The organism is Pseudomonas sp. C1C7 (assembly GCF_013359595.1).
In the GTDB taxonomy this organism is placed as follows: Bacteria; Pseudomonadota; Gammaproteobacteria; order Pseudomonadales; family Pseudomonadaceae; genus Aquipseudomonas.
In genome coordinates this window covers 45,530-70,658 of sequence record NZ_JABFMP010000022.1, presented here as the reverse complement: position 1 = coordinate 70,658, position 25,129 = coordinate 45,530, and the positions used below count along the sequence as shown (strand labels likewise).

The 25,129-nt window shown below is 61.9% G+C and carries 20 protein-coding genes; 12 read left to right on the top strand and 8 right to left on the bottom strand.

All coding sequences use genetic code 11. From position 1 onward, the window contains the following. Positions 1–53: 53 nt before the first annotated feature. On the bottom strand, positions 54–212 hold the full coding sequence (locus tag HNO86_RS18480; RefSeq protein ID WP_170948722.1) for a DUF3309 family protein: 159 nt from the start codon (positions 210–212) through the stop codon (positions 54–56). A 269-nt stretch (positions 213–481) separates the two neighbouring features. Here HNO86_RS18480 and HNO86_RS18475 point away from each other — a divergent pair, with 269 nt between their 5' ends. The 3 genes from HNO86_RS18475 (at position 482) to csrA (ending at position 2,039) form a co-directional block, all read left to right on the top strand. After that, entirely contained in the window at positions 482–1,297 is an 816-nt protein-coding gene (locus HNO86_RS18475; protein WP_175378373.1) for an SDR family oxidoreductase, read from the top strand. 64 nt (positions 1,298–1,361) lie between these two features. Continuing rightward, on the top strand, positions 1,362–1,694 hold the full coding sequence (locus HNO86_RS18470; RefSeq protein WP_150770045.1) for a YnfA family protein: 333 nt from the start codon (positions 1,362–1,364) through the stop codon (positions 1,692–1,694). A gap of 153 nt (positions 1,695–1,847) precedes the next feature. Beyond that, positions 1,848–2,039, top strand: coding sequence for a carbon storage regulator CsrA (gene csrA, locus HNO86_RS18465; RefSeq protein ID WP_175378372.1), 192 nt, complete (start codon positions 1,848–1,850; stop codon positions 2,037–2,039). Here the strand turns inward: csrA and HNO86_RS18460 are convergent. From HNO86_RS18460 to HNO86_RS18445, 4 genes are all read right to left on the bottom strand, one after another. Beyond that, positions 2,028–2,255, bottom strand: a complete 228-nt coding sequence (locus HNO86_RS18460) for a YheU family protein (protein ID WP_175378371.1) — start codon at positions 2,253–2,255, stop codon at positions 2,028–2,030. The genes csrA and HNO86_RS18460 overlap by 12 nt on opposite strands. A 194-nt stretch (positions 2,256–2,449) precedes the next feature. Then, positions 2,450–3,640, bottom strand: a complete 1,191-nt coding sequence (locus tag HNO86_RS18455) for an osmoprotectant NAGGN system M42 family peptidase (protein WP_175378370.1) — start codon at positions 3,638–3,640, stop codon at positions 2,450–2,452. A gap of 150 nt (positions 3,641–3,790) precedes the next feature. Then, complete coding sequence (gene ngg / locus HNO86_RS18450; protein ID WP_175378369.1) at positions 3,791–5,542, bottom strand: N-acetylglutaminylglutamine synthetase; 1,752 nt, start codon at positions 5,540–5,542, stop codon at positions 3,791–3,793. 3 nt (positions 5,543–5,545) lie between these two features. Continuing rightward, positions 5,546–7,318, bottom strand: a complete 1,773-nt coding sequence (locus HNO86_RS18445; protein ID WP_175378368.1) for an N-acetylglutaminylglutamine amidotransferase — start codon at positions 7,316–7,318, stop codon at positions 5,546–5,548. Positions 7,319–7,555: 237 nt separating this feature from the next. Between HNO86_RS18445 and HNO86_RS18440 the strand changes: the two genes are divergently transcribed. Beyond that, positions 7,556–12,346 carry an NEL-type E3 ubiquitin ligase domain-containing protein gene (locus HNO86_RS18440; protein ID WP_175378367.1) on the top strand — a complete coding sequence of 1,597 codons (4,791 nt, stop codon included), beginning with the start codon at positions 7,556–7,558 and terminating at the stop codon, positions 12,344–12,346. A gap of 156 nt (positions 12,347–12,502) precedes the next feature. On the opposite strand, the gene mnmC is transcribed toward HNO86_RS18440, so the two are convergent. After that, positions 12,503–14,485, bottom strand: a complete 1,983-nt coding sequence (gene mnmC, locus HNO86_RS18435) for a bifunctional tRNA (5-methylaminomethyl-2-thiouridine)(34)-methyltransferase MnmD/FAD-dependent 5-carboxymethylaminomethyl-2-thiouridine(34) oxidoreductase MnmC (RefSeq protein WP_175378366.1) — start codon at positions 14,483–14,485, stop codon at positions 12,503–12,505. Positions 14,486–14,640: 155 nt separating this feature from the next. Here mnmC and pap point away from each other — a divergent pair, with 155 nt between their 5' ends. Together pap and HNO86_RS18425 are read left to right on the top strand one after the other, a co-directional pair. Beyond that, a complete protein-coding gene (gene pap / locus HNO86_RS18430) occupies positions 14,641–16,164 on the top strand; it encodes a polyphosphate:AMP phosphotransferase (protein WP_175378365.1) in 1,524 nt (507 codons plus the stop codon). Between the two features lie 102 nt (positions 16,165–16,266). After that, positions 16,267–17,451: a thiolase family protein gene (locus HNO86_RS18425; protein WP_175378364.1), complete on the top strand. Its 1,185-nt coding sequence runs from the start codon at positions 16,267–16,269 to the stop codon at positions 17,449–17,451. A 111-nt stretch (positions 17,452–17,562) separates the two neighbouring features. On the opposite strand, the gene HNO86_RS18420 is transcribed toward HNO86_RS18425, so the two are convergent. After that, positions 17,563–17,757 (bottom strand): DUF6316 family protein, encoded by a 195-nt coding sequence (locus tag HNO86_RS18420; protein WP_175378363.1) that lies wholly within the window; start codon positions 17,755–17,757, stop codon positions 17,563–17,565. Between the two features lie 210 nt (positions 17,758–17,967). On the opposite strand from HNO86_RS18420, the gene HNO86_RS18415 reads away from it, so the two are divergent. Next, positions 17,968–18,927, top strand: a complete 960-nt coding sequence (locus HNO86_RS18415; protein WP_175378362.1) for a DMT family transporter — start codon at positions 17,968–17,970, stop codon at positions 18,925–18,927. Positions 18,928–19,060: 133 nt separating this feature from the next. Here the strand turns inward: HNO86_RS18415 and HNO86_RS18410 are convergent, their stop codons facing one another. Beyond that, the gene (locus tag HNO86_RS18410; RefSeq protein ID WP_175378361.1) at positions 19,061–20,455 is read right to left on the bottom strand and encodes a class II fumarate hydratase; all 1,395 of its coding nucleotides are present in this window, start codon (positions 20,453–20,455) and stop codon (positions 19,061–19,063) included. A gap of 191 nt (positions 20,456–20,646) precedes the next feature. Here HNO86_RS18410 and HNO86_RS18405 point away from each other — a divergent pair, with 191 nt between their 5' ends. From HNO86_RS18405 to HNO86_RS18385, 5 genes are all read left to right on the top strand, one after another. Further along, positions 20,647–21,165, top strand: a complete 519-nt coding sequence (locus HNO86_RS18405) for a DUF2059 domain-containing protein (RefSeq protein ID WP_175378360.1) — start codon at positions 20,647–20,649, stop codon at positions 21,163–21,165. A gap of 12 nt (positions 21,166–21,177) precedes the next feature. Further along, positions 21,178–21,477, top strand: coding sequence for a BolA family transcriptional regulator (locus tag HNO86_RS18400; protein WP_175378359.1), 300 nt, complete (start codon positions 21,178–21,180; stop codon positions 21,475–21,477). Between the two features lie 175 nt (positions 21,478–21,652). Next, on the top strand, positions 21,653–22,594 hold the full coding sequence (locus HNO86_RS18395) for a rhodanese-related sulfurtransferase (protein WP_175378358.1): 942 nt from the start codon (positions 21,653–21,655) through the stop codon (positions 22,592–22,594). Positions 22,595–22,633: 39 nt separating this feature from the next. Continuing rightward, positions 22,634–23,236 carry a DsbA family protein gene (locus HNO86_RS18390; protein ID WP_175378411.1) on the top strand — a complete coding sequence of 201 codons (603 nt, stop codon included), beginning with the start codon at positions 22,634–22,636 and terminating at the stop codon, positions 23,234–23,236. Continuing rightward, the gene (locus tag HNO86_RS18385) at positions 23,229–25,046 is read left to right on the top strand and encodes an ATP-binding cassette domain-containing protein (protein WP_175378357.1); all 1,818 of its coding nucleotides are present in this window, start codon (positions 23,229–23,231) and stop codon (positions 25,044–25,046) included. The genes HNO86_RS18390 and HNO86_RS18385 overlap by 8 nt, the downstream gene beginning before the upstream one ends. The last annotated feature ends 83 nt before the right edge of the window (positions 25,047–25,129 follow it).

Sequence of the window (25,129 nt, the reverse complement as noted above, 5' to 3'; positions counted from 1 at the left end):
ACCCATAAAAAAGAGGCCCTTTGCAGGGCCTCTTTTTTTTGCCGGTCGAAACTTCATATCTTGCCGAGTAACAACAGGATCAATATCACTACCAACACCACGCCGATGATACCGGACGGGCCGTAACCCCAACTTCTAGAGTGCGGGAAGACCGGCAGACCACCGATCAGTAACAGGATCAGGATGATGAGTAGAATTGTGCCCATGTCTATTTCCTTGCTGTAAGTAGTCAGGAATGACCTAGTCGTTAATGGTCAGCAGGAATGCAATTAATTCGAGCTGCTTAAAGTTTCCGACTGCTGCGCCTGGAAGAAAATTCCAAGTTTTTTTCATGTTTTTCGAACATCGGATTATTTCGTTGCGCAAGCGCTAGTTACCGGCGTTTTGCTCGGGCCATTCAGCAATCTGATGGAGCGTGGGTCGGGCAATATCCTTCGCTACACTGAGGCGCATCTTCCCCGGAACAACAAGGCTGTCTGCTATGCAAAATCGCATGATGATCACTGGTGCGGGCTCTGGCCTGGGTCGCGAAATCGCGCTGCGCTGGGCCCGCGAAGGCTGGCAGCTGGCCTTGTCCGATGTCAGCGAGCCGGGCCTTCAGGAAACGCTGAAACGGGTACGCGAGGCCGGCGGTGACGGGTTTATCCAGCGTTGCGACGTGCGCGACTACAGCCAGCTGACCGCTTTCGCCCAGGCGTGCGAATCGAAGTTCGGCGGCATCGATGTGATCGTCAACAACGCCGGTGTGGCGTCGGGCGGGTTTTTCAGCGAATTGTCCCTGGAAGACTGGGACTGGCAGATCGCGATCAACCTGATGGGCGTGGTCAAGGGCTGCAAGGCCTTCCTGCCGCTGCTGGAAAAGAGCAAGGGCAAGATCATCAACATCGCGTCCATGGCGGCACTGATGCAAGGCCCGGCGATGAGCAACTACAACGTGGCCAAGGCCGGTGTGGTGGCGCTGTCGGAGAGCCTGCTGATCGAGCTGGCGCACCAGGAAGTGGGCGTGCACGTGGTGTGCCCGTCGTTCTTCCAGACCAACCTGCTCGATTCGTTCCGCGGCCCGACCCCGGCCATGAAGGCCCAGGTCGGCAAGTTGCTGGAAAGCTCGCCCATCACCGCGGCCGATATCGCCGACTACATCTACCAGCAGGTCGCCGCCGGCGAGTTCATGATCCTGCCCCACGAACAGGGCCGCATGGCCTGGGCGCTCAAGCAGAAGAACCCGCAGCTGCTGTACAACGAAATGACCGTCATGGCCGACAAGATGCGCGCCAAGGCCAAACAATCCGCGGGCTGATCTTGCCCGCAGTCGACAGCCTCGTTAGGGTGGCCGCCATTGGCCATCCTGACGGGACACTCCCATGCTCAACTACCTGTGGTTCTTCCTCGCCGCGCTGTTCGAAATCGCCGGCTGCTTCGCCTTCTGGATGTGGTTGCGCCAGGGCAAAAGTGTCTGGTGGGTGCTGCCGGCGCTGCTCAGCCTGACCCTGTTCGCCCTGTTGCTGACCCGCATCGAAGCCACTTACGCCGGTCGCGCCTACGCGGCTTACGGCGGCATCTACATCATTGCCTCGATTGGCTGGCTGGCGGTGGTCGAGCGGATCCGTCCGTTGGGCTCGGACTGGATCGGCGTGGCGCTGTGCGTGATCGGGGCGAGCGTCATCCTTTTCGGCCCGCGTTTCTCCGCGTCCTGAAGGATCGATCCTGCATCGAGAGGATTTGTCAGACGTTTCCGTCAGGAGGTCGGTTCGCGGGCTGTCAGTCCGTTCTGGATTGCCGCTGTTGCCTTGTAGGCCCGTCTCACGCGGGGCATCTTCAGGGCCTGGTAACCCTGAAGGACGCAAGTCATGTTAGTACTCAGTCGCGTAGTGGGCGAATTGATTTCAATCGGCGACGACATTTCCATTCGGGTCGTCGCGGTCGATGGCAACAGCGTGCGTTTCGGCGTCGAAGCGCCGCGCCACATCAATGTGCACCGGTCCGAGATTTACGACCGGATCAAGCGCAAGCAGCCAAAAAAGGAAAAGTCAGTCGAATAGATGCTTGGGCACGTCGTGCTTGAGCATCAACTGGCATTGCTCGCTTTCCGGATCGAAGACGATCATCGCCTGGCCCTTGATCAAGGCCTGACGCACCCGCAGCACGCGGGTCTGCAGCGGCGTGTCGTCGCCGTTGTCGGTGCCGTCGCGGGTGACGAAGTCTTCGATCAGGCGGGTCAGGGTGTCGACTTCGAGTTGGTCGTGGGGAATCAGCATAGGCACCTCGGGGGAACAATGTCGGGATGCTACGGCGAATGTTCGGTTGCGGCTAGCCTTGGTGCCTTGTGTTGTCTGATCTGGCGCCTTCGCGGGCAAGCCTCGCTCCTACAGGTTTTGGGTCAGATTGACTCGAACCCTGTAGGAGCGAGGCTTGCCCGCGAAGACGTCAGGTCAGGCGCTAAAATCCCGGATCAGCCGTCAGATCGCTGCCCCACCAGACTATCCACCGAAGGCACCCGCGTATCGCTTTCCATCTGCGTGTCATGCTCGATCTGATGACTGAACCGGTCCAGCGATCCGGTGGCCGGCTGCGCATCGCTGGCGAACACAGGCGGGCTGAGGATGTAGGCGCCGAGCAGGCGGCTCAGGGCGGCGAGGCTGTCTATGTGGGTGCGTTCGTAGCCGTGGGTCGCGTCGCAGCCGAAGGCGAGCAGGGCGGTGCGGATGTCGTGGCCGGCGGTCACCGCCGAATGGGCGTCGCTGAAGTAGTAGCGGAACAGGTCGCGGCGCACCGGCAACTCGTTGTCGCTGGCCAGCCGCAGCAGATGCCGCGACAGGTGATAGTCGTAAGGCCCGCCGGAGTCCTGCATCGCGATGCTCACTGCATGTTCGCTGGAGTGCTGGCCGGGAGCGACCGGGGCGATGTCGATGCCGACGAACTCGCTGACATCCCAGGGCAAGGCCGCCGCCGCGCCACTGCCGGTTTCCTCGGTGATGGTGAACAGCGGATGGCAGTCGATCTGCAACTCCTGGCCGCTGTCGACGATCGCCTTCAACGCTGCCAATAACGCCGCGACGCCGGCCTTGTCATCAAGGTGACGGGCGCTGATATGGCCGCTTTCGGTGAACTCCGGCAGCGGGTCGAAGGCCACGTAGTCACCGACGCTGATCCCCAGGGAGTCGCAATCGGCGCGGGTTGCGCAGTAGGCGTCCAGGCGCAGTTCGATGTGATCCCAACTGATCGGCATTTCATCGATGGCGGTATTGAACGCATGCCCGGAGGCCATCAGCGGCAACACGCTGCCGCGAATCACGCCGTTGTCGGTGAACAGGCTGACCCGGCTGCCCTCGGCAAACCGGCTGGACCAGCAACCCACGGGAGCCAGAGTCAGACGGCCGTTGTCCTTGATCGCACGCACGGCAGCGCCAATGGTGTCCAGGTGCGCGGAAACGGCTCGGTCCGGGCTGTTTTTCTTGCCCTTGAGGGTGGCGCGTATGGTGCCGCGGCGGGTCATCTCGAACGGAATGCCCAGCTCCTCCAGACGCTCGGCGACATAGCGCACGATGGTGTCGGTGAAGCCGGTGGGGCTGGGGATGGCGAGCATTTCCAGCAGGACTTTTTGCAGGTAGTTCAGGTCGGGTTCGGGGTGTTTGATGGTCATGGAAACTCCTGATGGGTTGAGCACATCGATGGTTTCGATGATGGAAATTTGGTTTCTGTGCCGGCCTCTTCGCGGGTAAGCCTCGCTCCTGCAGAGTCCGCTTTTGTAGGAGCGAGGCTTGCCCGCGAAGGCGTCAGTCCAGACGCAGCATCATTTGCCAGCCGCCGGCTGACTGTAGGGAAACAACAAATCCACAAACCGCTCCGCCGTCGGCTGCGGCTCATGATTGGCCAGCCCGGCGCGTTCATTGGCTTCGATGAATACGTACTCCGGTCGATCCGCGGCAGACACCATCAGGTCGAGGCCGACCATGGGTATATCCAGCGCCCGGGCCGCCCGCACCGCCGCATCCACCAGGGTCGGATGCAGAATCGCGGTGACGTCCTCCAGAATCCCGCCGGTATGCAGATTGGCCGTGCGCCGCACAAACAGATGCTCGCCCGCTGGCAGAATGCTGTCGTAGTCGAAACCCGCACCCTGCAAGGTGCGCTCGGTTTCGTGGTCCAGGGGGATTTTGCTTTCGCCACCGGTGGCGGCCTGGCGTCGCCGGCTCTGGGCTTCGATCAGCGCGCGGATCGAATGCTGACCGTCTCCGATCACCTCGGCAGGCCGACGAATCGCCGCAGCGACCACCTCAAAGCCGATCACCAGAATCCGCAGGTCCAGGCCTTCGTGGAAGCTTTCCAGCAGCACACGGCTGTCGAATCGACGGGCCGCTTCGATGGCTTGCTGCACCTCCTCGATGCTCTGCAAATCCACCGCCACCCCCTGACCCTGCTCACCGTCCAGCGGCTTGACCACCACCCGCTGGTGCTCGTCGAGAAACGCCAGATTGTCATCGGCATTGCCCGCCAGTTGCTGCGCGGGCAGCTTCAGGCCGGCGGCCTTGAGGGTTTTGTGGGTCAGGCTCTTGTCCTGGCAGAGGGTCATGCTGACGGCGCTGGTCAGGTCGCTTAAAGATTCGCGGCAGCGCACCCGGCGCCCGCCGTGGCTCAAGGTGAACATCCCGGCGTCGGCATCGTCGACCTGCAAGTCAATGCCGCGACGCAAGGCTTCCTCGACAATGATCCGCGCGTAGGGATTGAACTCGGCTTCAGGGCCAGGCCCGAGAAACAGCGGCTGGTTGATGCCGTTCTTGCGCTTGATGGCGAAGGTCGACAGGTTGCGAAAGCCGAGTTTGGCGTAGAGGTTTTTCGCCTGCCGGTTGTCGTGCAACACCGACAGATCGAGGTAGCTCAAGCCACGGCTCATGAAGTGTTCCACCAGATGCCGCACCAGCACCTCGCCGACGCCGGGCCGCGAACAATGCGGGTCGACCGCCAGGCACCACAGGCTGCTGCCGTTCTCCGGATCGTTGAACGCCTTGCGATGATTGAGGCCCATGACACTGCCGATCACCGCGCCGCTGTCCTCGTCCTCGGCCAGCCAGTACACCGGCCCGCCCAGATGACGTGGAGTCAGCAGGGTGGCATCGATGGGCAGCATGCCGCGAGCCTGATACAGCTGATTGATCGCCTGCCAGTCCGCCTCGCTTTGTGCGCGACGGATACGGAAGCCGCGAAACACCCGGGTGGCCTGACGATAATCGCTGAACCACAAACGCAGGGTGTCGGACGGATCGAGAAACAACTGGGCCGGTTCCAACCCCAGCACCTGCTGGGGCGCGGCGACGTACAAGGCGATGTCGCGCTCGCCGGGCTGCTCGTTGAGCAATTCCCGGGCGAGGCACGCCGCGTCGGAAAACGTATGGCCGATCAACAACCGGCCCCAGCCGCAATGCACTGCAATGGGTTCTGCGCCCAGCTGGCTGCCGTCTTCGGCCAGCCGCGCCTGCAAGCGCTCGTAGGAGGGCGTCTGACCGCGCAACAGGCGTTGGCTGATGGCCGTAGCGTGAGGTTTCATCGATCAGATTCCTTGTTCGCTGAGCCACAGGTTCAGGGCCGCCAGTTGCCACAGCTTGGAGCCGCGCAGGGGCGTCAACTGGCCCTGGGGATCGGTCAGCAGGCGGTCGAGCATGGCCGGGTTGAACAGGCCGCGATCCTGGCTCGGGTCGAGCAACAGTTCGCGCACCCAGTTCAGCGTGTCGCCTTGCAAGTGCTTGAGGCCCGGCACCGGGAAGTAACCTTTTTTGCGGTCGATCACCTCGCTCGGAATCACCAGTCGCGCGGCTTCCTTGAGCACCTGTTTGCCGCCGTCCGGCAACTTGAATTTACCCGGCACCCGCGCCGACAGTTCTACCAGTCGGTAGTCGAGAAACGGCGTACGGGCTTCCAGGCCCCAGGCCATGGTCATGTTGTCGACGCGTTTGACCGGGTCGTCCACCAGCATCACCGTGCTGTCCAGGCGCAGGGCCTTGTCCACCGCGGCATCCGCGCCGGGTTGTGCGAAATGTTCCTTCACGAAGTCACCGGCGGCGTCATTGGCTGTCAGCCATTTCGGCTGCACGGTGGCGGCGTAGTCCTCGTAGCTGCGATCGAAGAAGGCTTCGCGATAGGCCGCATAGGGATCGCTGGCGCCGTCGACCTGCGGGTACCAGTGGTAACCGGCAAACAGTTCGTCGGCGCCCTGGCCGCTCTGCACCACCTTGCAATGCTTCGACACTTCCCGGGACAGCAGGTAGAAGGCGATGCAGTCGTGGCTGACCATCGGCTCGCTCATGGCGCTGAAGGCCGCGGGCAGTTGTTCGATGATCTCTTTTTCGTCGATGCGCAGTTGGTGGTGGCGGGTGCCGTAGTGCTGGGCGATCAGGTCCGAATACTGGAACTCGTCGCCGCGCTCGCCACCGGCGTCCTGAAAACCGATGGAGAAGGTCGACAGGTTTTCCACGCCGACTTCACGCAACAGGCCGACCAGCATGCTCGAGTCGACACCACCGGACAGCAGCACACCGACATCCACCGCCGCACGCTGACGGATCGCCACCGCCTCGCGAGTGCTGTCGAGCACCCGGTCGCGCCAGTCTTCGAGGGTCAGGTTCATCTCATCGGCATGGGGGCCGTACGGCAGGGTCCACCAGGTGTGCTGTTCGCTGCGGCCATCGGCATCGATGCGCATCCAGGTAGCCGGCGGCAGCTTTTCGATGCCCGCCAGCAGCGTGCGCGGCGCGGGGACCACGGCATGGAAATTCAGGTAGTGATTGAGCGCCACCGGATCGAGGATCGGGTTGATGTCGCCCCCCTTGAGCAGCGCTGGCAGCGACGAGGCAAAACGCAGGCGCTGGCCGGTGCGCGACAGGTAAAGCGGTTTGACGCCCAGACGGTCGCGGGCGATGAACAGGCTTTGGGTATCGCGCTGCCAGATGGCGAAGGCGAACATGCCGTTGAGTTTCGGCAGCAATGCCTCGCCCCAGGCATGAAAGCCCTTGAGCAGCACTTCGGTGTCGCCACCGGAATGGAACGTGTAGCCGAGGCTTTCCAGTTCGGCGCGCAGTTCGGGGTAGTTGTAGATCGCGCCGTTGAAGGCCAGGGACAGACCCAGTTGCTGATCGATCATCGGCTGCGCCGAGTGCTCCGACAGGTCCATGATTTTCAGGCGTCGGTGGCCCAGGGCAATCGGCCCCTGACTGTGAAAGCCCCAGGCGTCGGGGCCGCGTGGTGCCAGGTGATGGGTGATTCGTTCGATGGCTGCAAGGTCTGCAGGTTGATTGTCAAAACGTAACTCGCCAGCTAATCCGCACATAAATTCCTTACCGGTTTTTCCGTTGGGGAGGGTCAATCGATACCGCGCCAAAACGGCGGGTACTCAGAAACTGACCCGGCGGACTTCTCGTAGTTTTAGATCAATGAGTTATAAGCCGGAAATCGGCCGTGAGGACAGGGCAGATGGGCGGGGGAACGGGTGGTAAGTAAGGCTGCGCTGCCGACAGGTGGCGGGACGTAGGCTTGAGCGCTTCCGAACGCAATAAGGACATTGCCCATGAAAGCGACTGCTACAACCCTGACCCCGGCGCAACGCCTGGCCGCGCTGGTGGAACACACCGGTGACCTGGACAAGGCCGAAGTGCTGGAAAAATCCCTTCCGGACTGGCTGGCCAACGCCGACTTAAGCGTGGTCCAGGCCCTGAAAGCCGATCTTGCCCAATCCCATCTGACCTACTCAAGGGCGTCTGAAGCGCTGGCAAAGCTCAAACCGCTGGATCTGTTCTGCAAGGAGGAGCTGACCCGTGCGCTCAAATCGAAGTGGAAGCGGGAGGTCGATGTCGAGCGAGACACCCTGCAGATCGTCGAAAAGAAGTTCACCGGCACAGGTCTGTTTCCGCTCGGCTACGACGGCAAAATCACCACCACCTCCCACAGCCTGCTGCATGCGGCCATGGTCAATTTCACCGAGGCAAACGCGAAGCCCAACGGTTTTCTCGAAGAGTCAGCGATCAGGATCGACAACAAAACTCAGACAGATTCCGGGATAAAACCCGCAAAATTCGCTGCGCTGTGTCGCGAGCTGGACCTGGGCGCCAGTTACCAGCGCCATATCAACGAAGTCCTGGCGGTGCCTGCAAAAAACGCGGTCATTACCGGCCCGGGTTCCGCTGATGTCCGCCGGCTCAGGTTGCTGGACATGCGGGGCGCCGCCCACATGGCCTTTTTGAAAAACGACATCAGCGATGCGGCCTACAGGATGTTGCTCAAAGTCATCGAACGGGATGTCCCGCTGGCCCAGGCCAAAGACATCCTCTACGACGGGGCACCGGTGCACTGGCAGGGGCTGGTCATTCATGACGCCAGCCTGTACGGCGTGCTGGTGTTCAGCAAGGCGTCCATCGATACCGAGCGCAATGCCAGGTGCGTGGTCTACATGCCCAACAATCCCCGCCGGCCGTTCTATGAATACCCTTCGCTCAATGACCTGAAAACCTATCTGACGCTGCACCTGCAAAGCGAGAGTTTTCGCAAGCACTTCGCCACGCAGTTGCTCGCCGGCGACGACAAGGTCGGCTTTTTCAACCGGTTCGACAAGAACAGGAGCCTTGGCGTGCTCAAAGCGCTGCCAGCCGACAGTTGTCCGGGGGATATCCTGTTCAGCGATTTCGTCAACAAGGCGCAAGAGGACGCGCGAATCCTCGCGATCCCGACGGCGACTGTCGATGCGCAACAGCGAGAGAAGACCCTCCAGGCCCTGTTGGAGGCCGGTCTCCTGCTGTTGAACACGGCCTCGCTTTTCGTACCGGTGCTGGGCCAGTTGATGCTGACCGTGGCCGTCATCGAAATGGTCGGCGAAGTCTATGAGGGCGTGGAGGACTGGACCCACGGCGAGCGCACCGAAGCGCTGTCCCATTTACTCAATGTTGTCGAAGGCCTGGCGCAGATGGCCGCATTCGCGGCGGCAGGCAAGGTGCTGGGCAGCGCCATCGGTAAAGATGTGAAGGAGCCTGCGGCTTTTTTCGATGATTTCGAAGCGGTGACCCGTGCCGATGGCAAGGCCATGCTCTGGAAGCCCGACCTCAAGGCCTATCGACAGCCTGTGGAACTGGAGCCCGATGTACAACGGGTTCCCCAAGGCATCTATACCCAAGGCAGCACCCATTCGATCCGGATGGACGGAGCCACTTTTCGGGTCTCCCGTAAAACGCCGAAGGATCCGTGGCAGATCAATCATCCCACCCGCCCGCAAGCCTTTCAGCCCGCCATTGAACAAACCCTCGAAGGCGGCTGGCGCCATGTATTCGAACATGCCCACGAATGGTCCGACGGCGGATACGCATTGAAACGTACCCATCCTCACCTCGGCGAACTGAGCAGCGACCTGGCGGCAATGGCCGATATCACCGGGCTGACCCCCGGTCGACTGCACCAACTCCATGAAAGCCGACTGAAATTGCCACAGCGCCTGAACGATTGCGCCGAGCGCTTCAGGCTGGACCGGAAAATCACCGGTCTGATCGAGGCCATGGAGCGGGGCGAAACCGCCAGCACCGGGTTCGTGCAGGAACAGCTGCATGCCTTGCCAACGCTGCCCGGCTGGCCGGCGAAACGCTTTATCGAAGTGCTCGATCAGAAAGGCGTCTCCATCGCGCGCTACCCGAAAACGTCCCCGGCGAACGACCTGGTCAACTCCGTCCACGTCTACCGGTCGCAACTGAACTCGGGGCAATTGCTCGATACGGTCATCAGCGGTCTGTACCCGAAGGAAGTCGAAGCCATGATCGGTACGTCGGCCAGCGAAGCGAAGCCGGCATTGCTGGCGCAAAAAATCGCCAGCCATCTCAAGGGCAATCGCCAGCCGTTGTTTGATCGTCTTTACGAAGACTACGACGGCACGGCCAGCGGTGATGTAGCGGTGCTGTGCGAGCAGGTTCCCGGGCTGCCGACCCGTATCGCGCAGGAACTGCTGGAAGCTGTGAACGGCCGAGAACGATATTTCCTCTTCGATCGCAAAATCCAGGGCTCGGATCTGGCCCGGGAAGTCGCGCAGGCTCGGTTTGCCTTGCGCCAGGACCGGGCACTCGCAGGCTTGCATCGGCCGAACCTGGCCAATGCCGACAGCGACACGCTGACGTTCGGGCTGATGGATCGGGTGCAGGGCTGGGAAGACGGTTTTCGACTGGAGCTGCGGCAGGATTCCCGTACCGGTACTTTGCTGGACGCTGTGGGGGAGGCGAATGCGACGTCGAGCGGGATCATCGTCAAGACCTCGACCGGCTATCAGGTCACCCAGAGCCATGACAACGTCTCCTCAACGGTGACCAGCGAGACTCTGCTTCAGGCAATACTCGATGCGTTGCCCGCTGCCCGCCGTACCCGCATGGGTTTGACCGGCGACGACACGCTGGACGGCACGACGCTGCGCCTCCGACTGGGCAAGGCCGGCGCCGGAGATTCCGCGCGCAGCGCTCGGTTGTTAAGGGGCGAGTCCGATAAAACAGCCAGACACTTGTTGTCCTGCGTCCAGTCGGCTCCACCGGCGGCGAGCCAACATCCCAAGAGCCTGTTCCGTAAAGTCAGGAAGCTCTATCCATTGTTCACCGACGTTCAGGTCTCGGCCTTTCTCGACCAGGCCGGCAGCACGCCGATGTTGCGCATGAATCGAATCCGCGAGCTGAAGCAGCAGCTTGATGCCTTCCACAAGACCCTGCACGCCTGGCGCGACGACGAGGTGCAGATGGCCAAGGTGCCGGGGCGGCGTAGCGATGTGCGAATCAACCGGCGCCAGGTGGCCAATGCCATCGAGAATTGCTGGCGCCGGGTTCCGCCGCCGCGCTGGCCGCTCAACCAGCCCCATACCAGCCTCACGCTGGAGCGAAATCCGGTGGGCCCGCTGCCGACGCTCACCGAACAGGATGTCGCCCATGTCCGCACCCTGCTGATCAAGGACATGGAAGCCGGCGATGAACTGGCCTATTTCCTCAAACCCTTCAAGGGCCTGACCCGCCTGGAGCTGGACGGCAACCGGCTCACCCGCTTGCCGGAAGCGCTGTCGCACATGCCCGACCTTCAACACCTGAGCCTGAATGACAATCGGCTGGTGCTGACCGAGCACACCTTGCGCAAGCTGGCCGACATGCGCGGGCTGCGAACCCTGTCGCTGGCCGGCAATCGACTGGGGGCCACGGTGGATGTCAGCAAGATGATCGATCTGCAAGGGCTGTTTCTCGGTTCGACCCATGCCACTGAACTGCCGGTGGGGCTCGAGCGCTTGCCGTATCTGGACATGGTGGATTTGCGGGGCAACGAGATCCGTACCTTGCCCGAATGGCTGTTCGATGCACCGCAGCGCCTGGCCCGAACCATCAATCTGCGGCACAACCCGCTGTCCAGCGCGAGCTCGACCAAGCTCAAAAGCTACCGCGACAGGACAGGCGAGGGGATGGGCTATCTGGAAAACGACGTGGGGGTAATCAACGAGCAAATGGCCCGAGACCTGTGGATGCCGAAATCCACGGAACCGAACTTCGTCCGGCGCAACCACACCTGGCTGGCGTTGAAGAACCAACCGGCCTCCGATGGCTTTTTCCGCCTGCTCGCGGAGGCGGGAAGCACCGCCGACAGCCGTTATCTGCGCGAAGACATGACGCGCCGGGTGTGGCGCGTGATCGAGGCGACCGAAAGGGGATCGGCATTGCGCGATCAGTTGTTGTCGATGGCGGTGAAGTCCAACTGTGCGGATTCGGCGGCCACCATCTTCAGCAATCTCGAAGTGGCGGTGGAAATCGACGGGGTGGTGCGGCACTCGGTCAATGCGCACGACCGCGCTGCGCGGCTGATCAAACTGGGGAGGGCGCTGTTCAATCAGGATTACCTCGACACGATCGCCCGGGAGAAGGTCAAGGCCAATCCCGCGCTCGATCCGGTGGAAGTAGAACTGGCGTATCGCACGGGGCTTGCCGAGCGACTCGATCTGATCGGGCAGCCCCATTACATGCGTTACGCCTCGCTCGCCGGTGTAAAGCCCGCAGATCTGGATGCGGCGTACGGCAGAGTGATCAACGCGCAACTTTCATCGGAACTGCAGACGTACCTGAACGGGCGCACGTTCTGGGTCGATTTTTTGCGCGAGCACCATGGCAAGCAGTTCACGGATCTCGCTGAACCTTTCCATGAGCGCATGCAGACCGCGTTCGAAAGTCAGGGGAAGCTGGGGGACAAGTATCGGGCGAAGGTCGACGGGATCATGGAGGAGATGCAGGCGGCGGAAGAGGGGTTGTTGGAGCGATTGACCCGTGCGGCCCTCAACGCAGATGAATCACACGTCTGCTTTGCGCTGGATTGATTGCTGAAACGCCGTCCCTTGTAGCCGCTGGCGAAGCCTGCGTTCGGCTGCGAAGCAGTCGTGAAATCAGGCACTGCGGTCTGTCAGACAGACCCGGTACACAGGTTTTGCGACTACTGCGCAGCCGAACGCAGGCTGCGCCAGCTGCTACAGGTGTTACGCCTTGCCGCGGATCAGCCGCCGCAACGCAAAGCGATTCGGATGACAAGCCTGCGCCACAGCCCTCGGCAATGGCAACGGCTCGCCATCAATCCACGCGGCGAGCAATTCACCGGACAGTGGCGCGGTGATCAGCCCGCGCGAACCGTGCCCGCTGTTGACGTACAAACCCTCCAGCCAGGGGCACGGAACGTCCGGCACCTGCCGGGCATCCTTGCTCAGGGCGCTGTAGGCCTCTGTGAAAGCCTGCACATCCGCCAGCGGCCCGACAATCGGCAGGTAGTCCGGGCTGGTGCAGCGAAACGCCGCGCGACCTTCGAGGCTTTCCGGTTGCAGGGTATCGGCGTGCAGCCGCGCGACCAGATCCGGGGAAATCTCTTCGAGCATCTGCAGATTGCCGGCGTGCTCCGCCGCCGTCGGCGTCAGGTCCTCGTTGTTGAAATCGAAGCTGGCGCCCAGGGTGTGCTCACCCAGGCGTGCCGGCGCGATATAACCTTCGGCACACACCACCGTGCTCAGCGACTGACTTTCAGCGGTTTGCGTCAGGCGAGTGATCTGCCCGCGAATGCGCTTGAGCGGCAGCTCGCTGCTGTACGCAAAACGCTTGATCTCGGCAGCGCCGGCCAGGACCACCACCGGCGCCTCGGCCAGCAGGCGCTCACCGTCCCAGGCTTGCCACTGTCCTTCAGACCTGCGCAGTTCCAGCACATCGTGGTGGGTGAGCGTGCGGATATCCGGCCGCGCCGCTTGCCATTGGCACAACGCCGGTGGATGCACCCAGCCGCCTTCGGGATAAAACAGGCCACCCGATTGCAGGCCGATCCCGGCTTCGGCTTCGGCCTGGGCCTGATCGAGAACGTGCAGCAAGTCTTCGGGAAAGGCCTCGGCCAATTGCTTCTGGCGCTCCGCTTCCTTGACATTGAATGCCAGCTGCAGCACACCGCAGTCCGCCCAGTCGACACCGCGCTGCAAGTGTTCAAGCAGGCGCCGGGTGTAGCCGAAACCGCTGACGATCAATTGCGACAACGCCGTGCCATGGGCCGATAGCTTGAGATAGAGCACGCCCTGAGGATTGCCCGACGCTTCCTGCGCCAGCGCATCATGGCGTTCCAGCAGACTCACCTGCCAACCCCGCGCAGCGAGGCTGGCGGCGCTGGCGCAACCGGCCAGCCCTGCGCCGATCACCAGCGCCCGACGCTCGCCAGTGTGTGGCATGGGGCGGGCGAACCAGGGTTTGGCCGGGGCGGGCGCCGGGGTTTCTTCAGGCCAGCCAAGAAACGCGCCGCGCAGGATTTCCCATTTGTGGCCGATGCCTGGCGTGCGCTTCATCTTGAAGCCCGCCGCGTTCAGCAGGCGTCGCACCCAGCCGGTGCTGGTAAAGGTGCTGATGGTCGAACCGGGCGCGGCCAGCCGGGCGAGTTCGGCAAACAGCTCGGCGGTCCACATGTCGGGGTTTTTCGCCGGGGCGAAGCCGTCGAGAAACCAGGCATCGATCTGCGCGTCCAGCTGCGGCAATTGCTCCAGCGCATCGCCGATCAACAGGGTGAGGGTGACACGTCCGTTGTCCAGCACCAGGCACTGGAAGCCCTGATGAATCGCCACGTACTGCGCCAGCAACTGATCGGCAAACACCTTGAGTTCCGGCCAGAGCGCCAGGGCGCGGCTGAGGTCGGTCGGGCTCAACGGGTACTTTTCGACGCTGACAAAATGCAGGCGTGCGCTCGCCGGGGCGTGTTGCTCGAACTCCTGCCAGGCGCAGAGAAAATTCAGCCCCGTGCCGAAACCGGTCTCGCCGATGACCAGCCGGCCACCTTCCGGCAGCGCGGCAAAGCGCTCGGCCAGACAGTTCTGTTCGATGAAGACGTAACGGGTTTCTTCCAGCCCCGATTGATCGGAGAAATACACATCGTCGAACACTCGGGAATAGGGACGACCCTGGTCGTCCCAGTCGAGCTGGGCGTGGGGCATTACAGGTTTCATGGCGGGCTCGGCAGGGGCTAGGGCGCCATTCTAGCCGATCGCGGGCCGGACGCAGCCTTCGGCAGCTGCTACAGGTCAATGCTGCGGATAGGGATTTCTGCCACGAAAAACGTGTCAATCCGCTAGTCTTGCTCAGATCTGGAAGGGAGCCATCCATGTTCGAATCCGCCGAAATCGATCACATCATCGACAAAGAAACCTACGAAGCCGAAGTGCCGGCCCTGCGCGAAGCCTTGCTCGAGGCGCAGTTCGAACTGCAAGAGCAGAAGCGTTTTCCGGTGATCATCCTGATCAATGGCATCGAGGGCGCCGGCAAGGGCGAGACGGTCAAACTGCTCAACGAGTGGATGGACCCGCGCCTGATCGAAGTGCGCACCTTCGATCAGCAGACCGATGAAGAACTGGCTCGCCCACCGGCCTGGCGCTATTGGCGGATGCTGCCGGCCACGGGGCGCATGGGGATTTTCTTCGGCAACTGGTACAGCCAGATGCTTCAGTCCCGGGTCCATGGCGACCTCAAGGAGCCTCGATTCGATCAGGCCATCAACGCTGCCGAGCGCCTGGAAAAGATGCTCTGCGATGAAGGCGCGCTGATCTTCAAGTTCTGGTTTCACCTCTCCAAAAAACAGATGAAGGCGCGGCTCAAGGCCCTGGCCGACGACCCGTTGCACAGCTGGCGCATCAGCCCGCTGGACTGGCAGCAATCGCGAACCTACGACAAGTTCGTGAAGTACGGCGAACGTATCCTGCGCCGCACCAGTCGCGACTATGCGCCGTGGCACGTGATCGCCGGGCTGGACCCGCACTATCGCAGCCTGGTGGTGGGCAAGATCCTCCTCGAAGGCCTGCAAAGCGCCCTGAAACGCCCGCAAATCCATCCGGAAAAAGTCAGCGCTGCGCCGGTGTTCCCCAGTGTCGATCAAATCAATCTGCTGGACAGCCTCGACCTGACCCAGCGCCTGGACAAGGAGGATTACGAGGAACAGTTGATCACCGAGCAGGCCCGCTTCTCCGGGCTGATGCGCGACAAACGCATGCGTCGTCACGCCCTGGTGGCGGTGTTCGAGGGCAACGATGCGGCGGGCAAGGGCGGGGCGATCCGTCGGGTGGCCGCGGCGCTGGACCCGCGTCAGTACAGCATCGTGCCGATTGCCGCACCGACCGAAGAGGAGCGGGCGCAGCCGTACCTGTGGCGCTTCTGGCGGCATATTCCGGCGCGGAGCAAGTTCACCGTGTTCGATCGTTCCTGGTACGGCCGGGTGCTGGTTGAGCGCATCGAAGGGTTTTGCAGCCCGGCGGACTGGTTGCGCGCCTACAGCGAAATCAACGATTTCGAAGAACAGCTCGCCGACGCCGGGGTCATTGTGGTCAAGTTCTGGCTGGCCATCGACAAGCAGACGCAACTGGAGCGCTTCCAGGCCCGGGAAGACATCCCCTTCAAGCGCTTCAAGATCACCGAGGACGACTGGCGCAACCGCGACAAGTGGGATGACTATCGCGCCGCCGTCGGCGACATGGTCGATCGCACCAGTACCGAAGTGGCGCCATGGACGCTGATCGAAGCCAATGACAAGCGCTGGGCGCGGGTCAAGGTGCTGCGCACGATCAATCGCGCGCTGGAGCAGGCGTTCGAGCGCTCCGACCGTCATGCGCACAAGGACAAGAAAGACAAGAAGTGAGGCGATGGCTGCGCATACGCGAGGTGAATGATCGTCGCGGTCGGTAATTGCGTGGGCTTATGCTCGATCCACTCTCAACCGATAACAACAATGAGGTATGCCATGCGTGAAGTGGTGATCGTCGACAGCGTGCGGACCGGCCTGGCCAAGTCCTTTCGCGGCAAGTTCAACCAGACCCGCCCGGATGACATGGCGGCGCATTGCGTCAACGCCTTGCTGGCGCGCACCGGCATCGACCCGGCCAGCGTCGAGGACTGCATTGTCGGTGCCGCCTCCAATGAAGGCGCCCAGGGCTTCAATATCGGGCGCAATGTCGCGGTGCTGTCCAGACTGGGCACCGGCGTGGCCGGCATGACCCTCAATCGTTTCTGTTCCTCGGGCCTGCAAGCCATTGCCATCGCCGCCAACCAGATCGCCTCCGGTTGCAGCGACATCATTGTTGCGGGCGGCGTCGAATCGGTCAGCCTGACCATGAAAAGCGTCAACACCGACAACCTGATCAACCCGCTGCTCAAGGAACAGGTACCGGGCATCTATTTCCCGATGGGCCAGACCGCTGAAGTCGTCGCCCGCCGCTACAACGTCAGCCGCGAAGAGCAGGACCTGTACGCGCTGCAAAGCCAGCAGCGCACCGCCCTGGCTCAGACCGCCGGCCTGTTCGACGATGAAATCGTGCCGATGGCGGTGAAGTATCGGGTGGAAGACAAGGCGACCGGCGAGGTGAAGATCCTCGAGGGCGTGGTGGACCGCGATGACTGCAACCGTCCGGACACGACGCTGGAAAGCCTCGCGGGCCTGAAACCGGTGTTCGCTGAAGACGGTTCGGTCACGGCTGGCAACTCATCGCAGCTGTCTGATGGCGCGTCCATGACCCTGGTGATGAGCCTGGAAAAAGCCTTGGCGCTGGGTTTGAAGCCCAAAGCGTTCTTCCGCGGCTTCACCGTGGCCGGTTGCGAGCCGGATGAAATGGGCATCGGCCCGGTGTTCTCCGTGCCCAAGCTGCTCAAGGCCAAGGGTTTGCAGATCGCCGATATCGATCTGTGGGAGCTCAATGAGGCTTTTGCTTCGCAGTGCCTGTATGCGCGCAACCGGCTGGAGATCGATAACGCCAAATACAACGTCAATGGCGGCTCGATTTCCATCGGTCATCCGTTCGGCATGACCGGGTCGCGGCAGGTCGGGCATCTGGTTCGCGAGTTGCAGCGGCGCAATTTGCGCTACGGCATCGTGACCATGTGTGTGGGTGGCGGGATGGGGGCTACCGGGTTGTTTGAGGCGGTGCGTTGAATCTGAAGAATTGTGGTGATTGTTAGATAGCATTCGCGGGCAAGCCTCGCTCCTACAGGTCATTGGAAATCCTGTAGGAGCGAGGCTTGCCCGCGAAGCAGACGCCGCGGTCTACCGGCCCAAATGCAAATTCCGCATCCGCTCGATGTAAGCCAGAATCTCCTGCTCAGCCACTTCGGCACTGACAAACGGCCCCTCCAGGGTGTTCTCCCGGGTGCTGAAGTACAACTCCCCATTCACCCGACACAACCGGTCACTGCGAAAGTGGGTGGCGGGGGCGTTGTCCTGGGCGCGCATGCCGTACATGGCTACCTCCTGAAATGATGGGGGGGGCGGATCCAATCAGCTTATGCATGAATCACTTGCGGCGCCTGACAATCGGATCGATGGCTCATCGCCAATTAACTGATGCGACCTGCACAGTTTCATTCGCGGCCAGGCTGCAACTGTCCCTGTGTGCCACATCGCGGTGCGCCTAGAATGGCGATTCCGGACATTCGGTTAATTGGGGGGCACATGCACATTTCATCCGGTCGCTGGGTTTACGGGTTGTTCCTGGCCTTGCTGACCGCGCTTCTGTGGGGAATCCTCCCCATCAAGCTCAAACAGGTCCTGTTGGTGATGGACCCGGTCACCGTGACCTGGTTTCGCCTGATGGTGTCCGGTGGTTGCCTGTTCCTTTATCTGGCCGCGACCAAACGCTTGCCCAGCCGCAAAGTACTGGGCCCCCGTGGCGGCTGGCTGGTGGCGATGGCCGTGCTGGGCCTGGTGGGCAACTACGTGCTGTACCTGATGGGCCTGAACCTGCTCAGCCCCGGCACCGCGCAACTGGTGGTGCAGATGGGCCCGATCATGCTGCTGATCGCCAGTGTGTTCGTATTCAAGGAGCGTTTCAGCCTGGGGCAGGGGATCGGCCTGGCGGTGCTGCTGGTCGGTTTCGCGCTGTTCTTCAATCAGCGTCTGAGTGAACTGCTGACCTCCCTGACCGACTACACCGCCGGCGTATTGCTGGTGCTGCTGGCTTCCACGGTCTGGACCTTTTACGCGCTGGGCCAGAAGCAGTTGCTGACGGTGTGGAATTCGTTGCAGGTGATGATGGTGATCTACCTGTTCTGTGCTCTGCTGCTGACGCCCTGGGTGCATCCGCTGGAAGCGCTGCAGTTGAATCCCCTGCAAGGCTGGCTGCTGCTGGCGTGCTGCCTCAATACCCTGATTGCCTACGGTGCATTTGCCGAAGCCCTGGCTCATTGGGAGGCCTCGCGGGTCAGTGCGACGCTGGCGATCACGCCGTTGGTAACCTTCGGCGCCGTGGCGCTGGCGGCCTGGTGGTGGCCTGAGTATGTGCATGCCGAGACGATCAATGGTCTGGGGTATGGCGGGGCAGTGCTGGTGGTGTTGGGGTCGGCGCTGGTGGCGTTGGGGCCGTCTCTGATTGCCGGGCTCAAGGCTCGGAAAATGCGGATGGCGGCCAGTTAGACCGCGTTATCGTTCTTCGCGGGCAAGCCACGCTCCCACAGGGGAGGGGGTTGTTCACAAAAATTGTGATCGACACAAATCCCCTGTGGGAGCGGGCTTGCCCGCGAAGACTGACTACCAGACGCTAAAGAATTCAGCCCTTGGCCCCGGCCTCCAGCATGTTCTCCGGCCGCACCCACGCATCGAACTGTTCATCCGTCAGATACCCCAACTGCAACGCCGACTCCCGCAGGGTCAGCCCTTCGCTGTAGGCCTTCTTGGCAATCTCCGCCGACTTGTCATAGCCAATGTGCGGATTCAGCGCCGTCACCAGCATCAACCCACGCTCCAGATGCTCAGCCATTTTTCCGGCATCCGGCTCCAGGCCCGCGATGCAGTGCTGCTGGAAGTTGCTGCAGCCATCGCCCAGCAGGCGGATCGATTGCAGCAGGTTGTGGATGATCACCGGTTTGAACACGTTCAGTTGCAGGTGGCCCTGGCTTGCGGCAAACCCGATGGTCACGTCGTTGCCCAGCACCTGACAGGCCAGCATCGACAGCGCCTCGCACTGGGTCGGGTTGACCTTGCCCGGCATGATCGAGCTGCCCGGCTCGTTGGCCGGCAGTTTCACTTCGGCAAACCCCGCGCGTGGGCCAGAACCCAGCAGACGCAAGTCGTTGGCGATTTTCATGAGGGCCACGGCGAGGGTTTTCAGCGCGCCGGAGAGGCTGGTCAGCGGCTCATGGCCGGCCAGCGCGGCGAACTTGTTCGGTGCGGTGGTGAAGGGCAGGCCGGACAGCGCTGCCAGCTCGGCGGCAATCGCTTCGCCGAAACCGTGGGGCGAGTTCAGCCCGGTGCCGACGGCGGTGCCGCCCTGCGCCAGTTCGCAGACCGCCGGCAGTGCCGCGCGGATCGCCCGTTCGGCGTAATCCAGTTGCGCTATGAAACCCGACACTTCCTGACCGAAGGTGATCGGCGTGGCGTCCATCATGTGGGTGCGCCCGGTTTTCACCAGCTTCATGTGTCGCGCCGACAGCTCGGCCAGACCGCCCGACAGTTCGGCAATCGCTGGCAGCAAATGTTGCTGGACGGCCTGGGCCGCGGCGATGTGCATGGCGGTGGGGAAGCAGTCGTTGGAGCTCTGGGAGCGATTGACGTGATCGTTGGGGTGAACCGGGGATTTGCCGCCGCGCGGGTTGCCGGCCAGTTCGTTGGCGCGCCCGGCGATCACTTCATTGACGTTCATGTTGCTCTGGGTGCCGCTGCCGGTCTGCCAGACCACCAGCGGGAACTGGTCGTCGTGCTCGCCGTCGAGCACTTCGTCGGCGGCCTGTTCGATCAGGCGGGCAATGTCGGCCGGCAGATCGCCGTTGCGGTCGTTGACCCGCGCCGCGGCTTTCTTGATCAGCGCCAGGCCGTGCAATACCGCCAGCGGCATGCGTTCGTTGCCAATGGCAAAGTTGACCAGCGAGCGTTGCGTCTGAGCGCCCCAGTACGCTTCATCCGGGACTTCAACCTGGCCAAGGCTGTCGGTTTCGATACGGCTCATCGGTCACTCTCCAGTAGTCTGATTGCGCAGTTTAGGCCGTGCTCGACGGCCGGGGTTCCATCGGTCTCGCTTGCCTCCATTGAACCCCTCTAAATCAGGTGCGACAAGGCTTGGGGTTGAGTGACACACTTTTTTAGGCGCAGAATGGTCGTCCTTGGGGTTTAACCTCGCCTGCTAGATAAGGAAACTCGATGACTCGTCTTCGTGCCATCTGTACCGCGGTTGCATTGGTTTGTGCCAGTGGCCAGGTTCTCGCCGATACCGCCAGCCATAACGCCAGTGCCGAGGCTTTCCTGACCCTGGCGCATGCTGACAAATTGGGCACTCCGGTGTACATGCAGGTTCAGCAGATGTTCGCCCAGCGTTTCCAGCAAACCAAAGCCCCGGAATCGAAAAAAGCGGTCCTGGAAACCTACCAGGCCAAGGCCAACGCGGCGCTTGACCAGGCCATCGGCTGGAACAAGCTCAAGCCGGACATGGTCAAGCTCTACACCACCAACTTCACAGAATCGGAGCTCAAGGACCTGGTGGCCTTCTACCAGTCGCCATTGGGCAAGAAAGTGCTGGAAAAAATGCCGCAGCTGACCCAGCAATCGGCGCAGCTGACCCAGGCCAAGCTGGAAAGCGCGGTGCCTGTGGTCAACAAGCTGCTGGCTGACATGACCGCCGAGCTGGAGCCGAAAGCCGCTCCGGCCAAGAAAAAGCCTTAAGCGGAGTTCGCAATGACCATGCAACAACGCATCGAATCGACGCTGGGCCTGCTGCAACCCGAGCACCTGCAAGTGCTGGATGAAAGCCACATGCACAGCCGTGGGACACAGACCCATTACAAGGCCGTTGTGGTCAGCCAGCAGTTCGAGGGGCTCAATCGCGTCAAGCGTCACCAGAAAGTCTACGGCACGCTCGGCGAGCTGATGGGCGAGTTCCATGCGTTGGCGCTGCATACCTACACGCCAGAGGAATGGGCACAGATGGACGGGGCTCCGGCTTCGCCGACCTGTGCCGGTGGCAGTAAGCACTAAGAGCAGCTGCAAGCTACAAGCTGCAAGTTTGCGACGGTTTGCCTTGAGCTTGCAGCTTGAAGCTTGCCGCTCGAAGCTGCACTTTTGTTAGAATGCGAAACGCGCCGCTCACCCGGCGCGTTTTTTTTCGCATCCGGTTCACCCCTTACGAGGGTAGCCACCTGGAGATTCACCCATGACACAACCGATTGTCGTGGCGGCACTGTACAAGTTCGTCACCCTGGAAGATTACGTCGCCCTGCGCGAGCCACTGCTGCAGGCGATGGTCGACAACGGCATCAAAGGCACACTGCTGATCGCCGAAGAAGGCATCAACGGCACCGTTTCCGGCAGCCGTGAAGGCATCGATGGCCTGCTGGCCTGGCTGCGCAACGATGCGCGCCTGATCGACATCGATCACAAGGAATCCTACTGCGACGAGCAGCCGTTCTACCGCACCAAGGTCAAGCTCAAGAAAGAGATCGTGACCCTGGGCGTCGACGGCGTGGATCCGAACAAAAAGGTCGGCACCTACGTTGACCCGCAAGACTGGAACGCGCTGATCAGCGACCCGGAAGTGCTGTTGATCGATACCCGCAACGACTACGAAGTGTCGATCGGCACCTTCGAAGGCGCGATCGATCCGAAAACCACCAGTTTTCGCGAATTTCCCGACTACATCAAAGCCAACTTCGATCCGGCCGTGCACAAGAAGGTCGCGATGTTCTGCACCGGCGGCATTCGTTGCGAAAAAGCTTCGAGCTACATGCTCGGCGAAGGCTTCGAAGAGGTCTATCACCTCAAGGGCGGCATCCTGAAGTACCTCGAAGAGGTGCCGCAGGAAGAAACCAAATGGCAGGGCGACTGCTTCGTGTTCGATAACCGCGTGACGGTGCGTCATGACCTGAGCGAAGGCGACTACGATCAGTGTCATGCCTGCCGCACACCGGTCAGCGTCGAAGATCGCGAGTCCGAGCACTATGTGGCCGGCATCAGCTGCCCGCATTGCTGGGACAGCCTGAGCGAGAAGACCCGCCGCAGCGCCATCGACCGGCAGAAGCAGATCGAACTGGCCAAGGCACGCAACCAGCCTCACCCGATCGGCTACAACTATAAGCAAGCATCCACCGAGGCCTGAACCATGTCTGCATGCCGCCTGCTCTATGTAATGGACCCGATGTGTTCCTGGTGCTGGGGTTTTGCTCCGGTTGCAAACGCACTGGTCGAACAGGCGGCGGCAGCGGGAGTGGACGTGCATCTGGTGGTGGGCGGTTTGCGCACCGGCAGCGGCGCGGCGCTGGAGCCGTCCACCCGGCGCTACATTCTTGAGCACTGGCAGGCGGTCACCGAGGCCACCGGCCAGCCGTTCAAGGTGGAAGGCGCCTTGCCCGAAGGATTCGTCTACGACACCGAACCGGCCTGCCGGGCTCTGGTGACTGCGCGTAGCCTGGCGCCGGATTGTGCGTGGAAACTGCTGGGTCTGATCCAGCATGCGTTTTATGCGCAAGGCCGCGACGTCACCCACGCCAGCGTGCTGGTGGAGCTGGCTGAGCAGGCCGGTCTGCCGCGCATCGAATTCGCCGGCGCCTTCGACCGCGCCGACATGCACACCGCGACGGCCGCCGATTTCACCTGGGTCCAGGACCTGGGCATCGCCGGTTTCCCTACCTTGCTGGCTGAGCGAAATGGACAATTGGCGCTGCTGACCAATGGCTATCAACCGCTCAGTGTGCTGTCACCGCTGCTCGGCCGCTGGCTGGAGCGCGCTGCCTGTGCATGACCTGCCCGACGACGTTCAAACCGCAAAACGCGTCGACCGCTTGAGCTGGGCGGAAATCCGTCGTCTGGCCCTTCAACACAAGAAATCCCTGTGGATCGCCAACGGCGTGGCCGTGCTGGCGACCCTGTGCAGTGTTCCGATCCCCTTGCTCCTGCCATTGCTGGTGGACGAAGTACTGCTGGGACACGGCGACGCCGCACTGAAAGTCATGAACCTGGCACTGCCCGAGGTTTGGCAAAAAGCCGCCGGCTACATCGGCCTCATGCTCATGGTGACCCTGGCCTTGCGTTGCGCGGCCCTGCTATTCAACGTGGTGCAGGCGCGACTGTTCGCGTCTCTGGCCAAGGACATCGTCTACCGAATTCGCATCCGCCTGATCGAGCGGCTCAAACGCATCTCCCTCGGCGAATACGAAAGCCTGGGCAGCGGCACGGTGACCACGCACCTGGTTACCGACCTGGATACCCTCGACAAATTCGTCGGCGAAACCCTCAGTCGCTTCCTGGTGGCGATGCTGACCCTGGTCGGCACCGCCGGGATTCTGCTGTGGATGCACTGGCAGCTGGCGCTGCTGATTCTGCTGTTCAACCCGCTGGTGATCTACGCCACGGTGCAATTGGGCAAGCGGGTCAAGCATCTGAAAAAGCTGGAGAACGACAGCACCTCGCGCTTCACCCAGGCGCTGACCGAAACTCTGGACGCGATCCAGGAAGTGCGCGCCGGCAACCGTCAGGGCTTTTTCCTCGGTCGCTTGGGGTTGCGGGCCAAGGAGGTTCGCGATTACGCGGTCAGTTCGCAGTGGAAGACCGACGCCTCGAACCGTGCCAGCGGCCTGCTGTTCCAGTTCGGCATCGATATCTTCCGCGCCGCCGCGATGCTCACCGTGCTGTTCTCCGACCTGTCCATCGGCCAGATGCTCGCGGTGTTCAGCTACCTGTGGTTCATGATCGGCCCGGTGGAGCAGCTGCTGAATCTGCAATACGCCTACTACGCCGCCGGCGGCGCGCTGTCGCGGATCAACGAACTGCTGGCCCGGGCCGATGAGCCGGAATACCCCAATGGCGTCGACCCGTTCACCGGTCGCGAGACCGTGGGAATCGAGGTGCAGGGCCTGAGTTTCGGTTACGGCGACGAACTGGTGCTGAACCAGATGAACCTGTCCATCGCGCCCGGTGAAAAGGTCGCGATCGTCGGCGCCAGCGGCGGCGGCAAAAGTACTCTGGTTCAACTGCTGCTGGGCTTGTACACGCCGCAGTCCGGGACCATTCGTTTCGGCGGCTCGACTCAGCAGGAGATCGGCCTGGAAACCGTACGGGAAAATGTCGCGGTGGTCCTGCAACATCCGGCGCTGTTCAATGACACCGTGCGCGCCAACCTGACCATGGGCCGTGAGCGAAGTGATGAGGCCTGCTGGCAGGCGCTGGAAATCGCCCAGTTGCACGCCACGATCCGCGAATTGCCCAATGGCCTGGACAGCATCGTCGGGCGTTCCGGGGTGCGGTTGTCCGGCGGGCAGCGCCAGCGTCTGGCTATTGCGCGAATGGTATTGGCCGATCCGAAGGTGGTGATCCTCGACGAAGCCACTTCAGCGCTGGACGCCGCCACCGAGTACAACTTGCACCAGGCATTGGCCCGGTTCCTCAGTCACCGCACCACGCTGATCATTGCCCATCGCCTGTCGGCGGTGAAGCAGGCTGACCGTGTGTTGGTGTTCGATGGCGGGCAAATTGCCGAAGATGGCGACCATCAACAATTGATCGCTGATGGCGGCTTGTACGCCAAGCTTTACGGGCATTTGCAGCAGCATTGATCGACACGCGACGCGCGCGGTGGTGGAAGCCGCGACGGGCTGATCCAGAAGGGCAACGCAAGTATTAATAATAAGTAGAGAGT